Source organism: Levilactobacillus lanxiensis, assembly GCF_016861655.1.
Lineage (GTDB): Bacteria > Bacillota > Bacilli > Lactobacillales > Lactobacillaceae > Levilactobacillus > Levilactobacillus lanxiensis.
Window position 1 is genome coordinate 1 of the sequence record NZ_BOLN01000019.1, and the last position, 5921, is coordinate 5921.

The 5921-nt window shown below is 36.0% G+C and carries 7 protein-coding genes and 2 pseudogenes; 7 read left to right on the forward strand and 2 right to left on the reverse strand.

The genetic code is table 11. The annotated features are described in order from the left end of the window. Positions 1–124: 124 nt before the first annotated feature. Positions 125–361 (forward strand): annotated as a pseudogene (locus JUF22_RS13800) (GNAT family N-acetyltransferase); the annotation flags it as partial. Between the two features lie 127 nt (positions 362–488). Here the strand turns inward: JUF22_RS13800 and JUF22_RS13635 are convergent. Both JUF22_RS13635 and JUF22_RS13640 read right to left on the reverse strand, forming a co-directional pair. After that, positions 489–845 carry a type II toxin-antitoxin system YafQ family toxin gene (locus tag JUF22_RS13635; RefSeq protein ID WP_034529701.1) on the reverse strand — a complete coding sequence of 119 codons (357 nt, stop codon included), beginning with the start codon at positions 843–845 and terminating at the stop codon, positions 489–491. Further along, positions 845–1123, reverse strand: coding sequence for a type II toxin-antitoxin system Phd/YefM family antitoxin (locus JUF22_RS13640; RefSeq protein WP_002834561.1), 279 nt, complete (start codon positions 1121–1123; stop codon positions 845–847). The genes JUF22_RS13635 and JUF22_RS13640 overlap by 1 nt, the downstream gene beginning before the upstream one ends. A gap of 100 nt (positions 1124–1223) precedes the next feature. On the opposite strand from JUF22_RS13640, the gene JUF22_RS13645 reads away from it, so the two are divergent. The 6 genes and pseudogenes from JUF22_RS13645 (at position 1224) to JUF22_RS13670 (ending at position 5768) form a co-directional block, all read left to right on the forward strand. Further along, on the forward strand, positions 1224–1811 hold the full coding sequence (locus JUF22_RS13645; RefSeq protein WP_057732126.1) for a site-specific integrase: 588 nt from the start codon (positions 1224–1226) through the stop codon (positions 1809–1811). Positions 1812–1885: 74 nt separating this feature from the next. Then, positions 1886–2248: a TIGR02328 family protein gene (locus tag JUF22_RS13650; protein ID WP_002834528.1), complete on the forward strand. Its 363-nt coding sequence runs from the start codon at positions 1886–1888 to the stop codon at positions 2246–2248. A gap of 498 nt (positions 2249–2746) precedes the next feature. Continuing rightward, a complete protein-coding gene (locus JUF22_RS13655) occupies positions 2747–2959 on the forward strand; it encodes a hypothetical protein (RefSeq protein ID WP_203647195.1) in 213 nt (70 codons plus the stop codon). A gap of 706 nt (positions 2960–3665) precedes the next feature. Continuing rightward, entirely contained in the window at positions 3666–4595 is a 930-nt protein-coding gene (locus tag JUF22_RS13660; protein WP_034529708.1) for a replication initiation protein, read from the forward strand. Beyond that, a pseudogene (locus JUF22_RS13665) lies at positions 4588–4968 on the forward strand (DUF536 domain-containing protein); the annotation flags it as partial. The gene JUF22_RS13660 and the pseudogene JUF22_RS13665, both read left to right, overlap by 8 nt. Before the next feature lie 266 nt (positions 4969–5234). Next, positions 5235–5768 (forward strand): DUF536 domain-containing protein, encoded by a 534-nt coding sequence (locus tag JUF22_RS13670; protein WP_236000786.1) that lies wholly within the window; start codon positions 5235–5237, stop codon positions 5766–5768. The last annotated feature ends 153 nt before the right edge of the window (positions 5769–5921 follow it).

Sequence of the window (5921 nt, forward strand, 5' to 3'; positions counted from 1 at the left end):
AAATCCTGGCAGCACTTGAGCTTATTAATCAACGACCATTAAAAATCCATCATCAACAGACTGCCATTGAAAGTTTCCGGGCTTGTTCGGATTAAACTTGTAATTTGCCACACAAAGAAATAAAGGAATTGGTCATCAACTTCTGATTTTTGCCGAAAAATATGCGCGAAACAATAATTGCAAGTGTCTTGAAATTGGAACTGGTACAACTAGTTTTGGACAACTTTATCTTTATCAAAAATGTGGTTTCCGGGTTGTTGGTGTTGATCAAAACTTCTTTACAATTCACTATGATAAAGAGATTACTGAAAATGGTCTTGTTTTAAAAGACATGATACGTTTGAGGAAAGTTCTAAAATAAGTCTTGTTTCTCTTATAGGGTCCATAAGTCCCAAATAGCCCCTCGAAAACATTGAAAGAATAACCCCCAATATCTATAATATAGATGTTGGGGGTTATTTATTTTCATATTATAAAAACAACTCCTTCTATTTGTCATTTTTTCGATACCTTTTAGCACGATTTTGACCAGGAAATAAACGATCATGCGATCCGACTCGAATGCCAATTAAGACTAGTTCATCTTTATCAATCGTATAAACCACCAGGACATCGTTAGTTTCGCTTGGTGTTTTGTTTTTCGGGGTATCTCGTAAGTGAAATTCATTATAACCGCTCATTCGCCGATTAAGCTCATGATCTTCAAATTCTGCTGGTAATTGTTGTTGCTCAAGCAACAGATCAATGGCTGCTCGAACTTCATCAATAATAGATTTGTCTAAACTGGCTAACCGTTTTAGATCAGCATTAAAGGTTGCACGTGGTTTAAATCTTAGTTTTTTCATTATTTAAACTGACCCCAATAATCATCATTTGATTCAACAATTTCATCATCAGGTAAAACATGGCGTTTAATTAACTGATCACGCGCAATTGCATATTCTAATGAACCTTCTTTCGCTTTTAATGCTCTTTCTAGCCAGTCCATTTTTTCTTGTGAAACGATGGCCACTGCGCGACTGTTTGAACGAGCAATATAAACGGTTTCATCTTCGTCATTAACTTGATCTAAATATTTTTTTAGATTAGCGCGAAAGTCGCTCTGTGTTAGTGCTAATGTCATATTTACCACCCTTTCATTGTACTTAATATTGTACTTTAAATTGTACTTAATATTGTACTTTAAATTGTACTAAAAATCAATTTTTTAAGGAGCTAAAACTATGCAACAAATTGTCTTACCTATCAAAGATTCAAATGTTCTCAAAGAGGTGCAAGATACCTTACTCAACAGCTTTAAAGCTGGCCGGCGTAACTATACAGTTTTTCAAGTTGGCAAAGCGACTCTGCTGCGTGTGAGCGACGTCATGAAGCTTCGTTGGGCAGATGTCTTTAACGAGAACGGCACCGTGCGTCAGAATGCGTTTATCCACGACCAAAAGACCGGTAAAGCGAACCTGCTCTACTTAAAACCCGTGCAAGCTAATTTATTGGCTTATCAAGCTTGGTTACAAGACAATCATTTGGTTTCTGACTGGTTGTTTCCCTCGATTCAGCACCCTGATCGACATATCACGGAAAAACAGTTCTACAAAATTATGGCTAAGACGGGCGATTTACTCGGCATTAATTATCTTGGTACTCATACCATGCGTAAAACCGGCGCTTATCGGGTCTACACGCAGTCTAATTATAATATTGGTTTAGTCATGCACTTATTAAATCATTCCAGCGAGGCCATGACTTTAGCTTATTTAGGCTTGGATCAAGCCAGTCAAGAAACCATGCTCGATCAAATTGATTTTGGTTGATATTAAGCGAGCTATTGCAGCAATTATTCTCTATAATACATTGATAGATAAGCTGAGAAAACAGGAGGCTAAGTATGCGACTTTGGCATGAGCAACTCATTAATAAACTTCCTCGCCAGCAACTACTAGGGCAGCATCGAGAACTTGCTGCTCTAAGAGGCAATGGCTGGGGTAAAAAACATGCAACTGTTAATTATGTATTCAAGCACTCGCCATATAAACTCTATCAATTTCACTTACTGGTACTGCATGAAATGCAGCACCGCGGATATCACCCCAATAAAAACTGGTTTAATCCGCTTTACCGCGGTATTCATTGTGATCCATATATAATTTTGAAAGAATGCCCGATCACTAACCCAATTTATCCAGAGCATAATGACGCATATTTGAAAGAATGTTTAGCTAATTTAGCCAGCAAAGGGATTATTTTATAAAGCAAAAAAATGAGTCTCGTACTCGAGGCTCTTTTTTATATTTAGTTAATAATTCATATTAAAATTAAGGTATAGCCTCTAGTTCATATTTTTTATAGTTTACAATTCGTTAACATAGCAAATGATTTTTTTAGTTTTGAATTTATGAGTTTGATTTTGTTGTCGCCAACGGCGGCTTCTAATACAGGTTCTAATCATTTTGGTATAACATAGAATAAATTCTATGTGTAAGTGCGCATTGACCTCGTTTCACTCAGTCTGCTGATTCCTATAAAAACAATTTCTGCTGTTGTTGAATTGACTGTATCTTTAATACAATTTATGTTTGCACCTAACTAAGATTGTTATGTTTTAAATACTTAAAAAGTGTTACGAATTACGCTGTTTTAAGCCCAAACTTTTTAATTGTTTTGTGCAGAGAAACTTTATAAGCTTGGTAACAAATTTTGAATAACAGTACTGTAAAATCTGTAAATCTAAACTGAAAGCATTATTTTGATATTAGGAGTAATCAAGATGGACGAAAAGAAAGTATTAAACCCAATTGATGAAATGCTTGTTGATCCTTGGCAAGTTGATATTCAAGAATTGTTTGAAGCTTTTGTTAATGAACCTGATGAGATCAAACAGAATTTGTATAATTTCTTGTACACTTACGTTTTGCAAAAAAGACAAGAAGATATTATTAATCGACCAGGATTTGTAATTTAGCCCTCTAAAAGCTCGCTGAGGGCTTTTTATTTTGTTTTGGCATAATTATATGTAAATAAGCTTAAAATTGCCGAGAATTGAAAATAAAGGCCTTAAAAGGGACGTAGCAGTTAAATTCTTATTATGTTTTAGATAAACTAAGTGTTTGCTGTCAATGGTAGCGGACGAGCAAAGCGTGGGAGCATAAGGAATTGACAGCTCTTAACCAGTCTTAACACTGAATTGGCGAAAGCTAAAGTTTCTATAAAACTTTGCTTTCCTGCCTAACGGCGAGTGAAAAAACGGTCAAGCTGGTTCAGCTTGGACGGGGTGCGGGGCGTCAGCGCCCGTGTAAATGTGGCTTGCCACACCTTTATGGCAACGAACGGAGTGAGGCGCAAAGAGCGTAGCGAATGGAGTTTAATGTGAGCCGGTTTTTGGCTCACTCCTTTGTATTTTTGATTTTAGGTTTTGATCTCGTACGTGGTGCCTCTTTTATAATCTCTTTTATAAACCTCTTTTAAACCTCTTTTAGACCCCTCTTTAGCCTTACTCTCCCAAGACGTACAGGGGTTTATAGATAGAGTTTTGTCTGTTTATAGATAGAGTTTTGTCTGTTTATAGATAGAGTTTTGTCTGTTTATAGATAGAGTTTTGTCTGTTTATAGATAGAGTTTTGTGGTATTGTATATTCATAAAAACGTGTTTATTAAAAGAGGTGCTTCATTTGAGTAATGAAATTGTTAAATATGATCCAGAATTAAATACAATCCCACTTCGAAAATTCACTCCTGTTGAAATGAATTTATTCTTCTCAATAGTTTCTAGAATGCGTGACAAAGGTGACGAAACTGTAAGGTTTTCATTTGATCAATTAAAAGAATTAAGTGCATATAAACCTACAGCAAATAACCGATTTATTGACGATATTGAAAGTACTTATCAAAAAATTTTAGGCTTACGCTTTGGAAGGCGTAGTAAAGATGGGCTGCATCGTGAATTTTTTGTTATGTTTACCGAATTTGAGATAAACGGCCATGCTGATGATCCTTATGTTGATATTAAAATTTACCCCAAAGCTATAAAATTATTGAATGAGCTGGAAAGTTGGGTTCGTTATGCTTTATCAGAATTCAGAGATTTAAAAAGCAGCTACGCAAAAACCATGTTCCGTTTACTAAAACAATTTAGGACTACTGGGTACGCTTACTTTTCAGTTGCGGACTTTAACGAGCTATTAGATGTCCCTAAAAGCTATAAAAGTAGCAATATAAATCAATCCGTTTTAAAACCCATCAAAGAGGAACTTACACCTCTTTTTAGAGGCCTAACTGTTCGAAAAAAATATGGTAAAGGCCGCGGGAAACCAGTGATTGGGTATTCCTTTACTTGGAAGTCTGAAAAGAAAGACGCTAATGACTTCTCACAAGGTCAAATTCAAGATGAACGTCAAAAACTCTTTAACATTCAGCATAATGGTGAATTAACAGAGCAGGAAAAATGGCGCGCCATTGACAAGGTTAAAGGGTTAACTTTAGGCTCTACTGAGAAGCAAGCATTGGCTGATAAACAGGCCGAGCACGATAAAAAAATAAGAGATCAAGCAAGACAAGAAGCACTTGCTGAACTCCGAAAGGGGTTTGGAAATCATGCCTAAAACTATTAGAGAACTTGCTGATGAATTAAAGGTCTCCAAACAAGCCATTCAATATCACTACCAAAGACTACCAGCAAAAAAGCAATAAAAAGATAGTCGGGGTGCAAACATGATTAGCACTACAGCTGAGATGATTATTAGAGACAAGATAGCAAAGCCTTTGGTCTCAAAGAGCCAACAAACAGGTAGGAAACAGATACCAAAGACTAGCAAAGAAAATAATGAGCTAATTGCTACTCTAAGAAGAGAAATAGAAGATTTAAAGTTTCAACGTGACAAACAGCTTGCTACCAAGGATCAGCAAATAAGTAGTAAAGACCGACAAATAGATCATCTAACAAAATTGATAGATCAGCAGCAACGATTACAGTTGACGCCTTATTTGGTGGTCATTCAACCAACTATAACCAACAGTCGGTGCCACTTATTCGCCCAGAAGAATTTGCTACCTTACAACAGCCAGTTTTATATGCCTACAAGCTAGGCGTTTCACAAGTTGATAAAGCTTTTTGGTTTAAAGATGCACGTATGAAAGCAATGGTAGAAAACTAAGGAGTTTAAATAAAAAACATCGTTGCGCACATTATTGTGGTAACATTGTTCGCAATGAAGGAGTAATTTAGCATGAAGCTTTATTCTATGAAGGATATTGCAGAGGAAATCGGCAAAGACAAATCCAATGTTTATCGTTATATAAAGAAAAACAATATTGCGCACACTGATGTAAAAGAACGTACATTATTGTTTAACGCAACGCAAAAAAACTCCATTGTAAAAGGCATGGCAAGCAATCCAAACAATGACGTTGCGCAACGGTCGCAACATGCCCAGCATAATGAATATCATAGCGAAACAGATAATAATACTGATCAAATTATTGCTGCTATGCAGGATAATATTAAGAATTTAAAAGAGCAAAATGCCTTGCTAGCTAAACAGTTGGAAAGCAAGGATAAACAACTTGATGAGGCACAAAAGCTAATTGATCAGCAACAACAGTTAAACCTATCAACACAGCGTCTTTTAACACAACAAAATGAGCCGCAGGAAGTTAAGCAACAAACACAAACTAAGCAAAAAAGTACTGCACAGGCACAACAGTCAGAAGAAAATAGTGATGATCAAAAAAAGGCTTCAAAGAAGGGGTTCTTTAAGCGCTTATTTGATAACTAAAGGTACATGTTCATATGACACACAACTATTTTGTTTTTAGATTTGGCAAATTACAAGTTTAATCCGAACAAGCCCAGAAACTTTCAATGGCAGTCTGTTGATGATGGATTTTTAATGGTCGTTGATTAATAAGCTCAAGTGCTGCCAGGATTT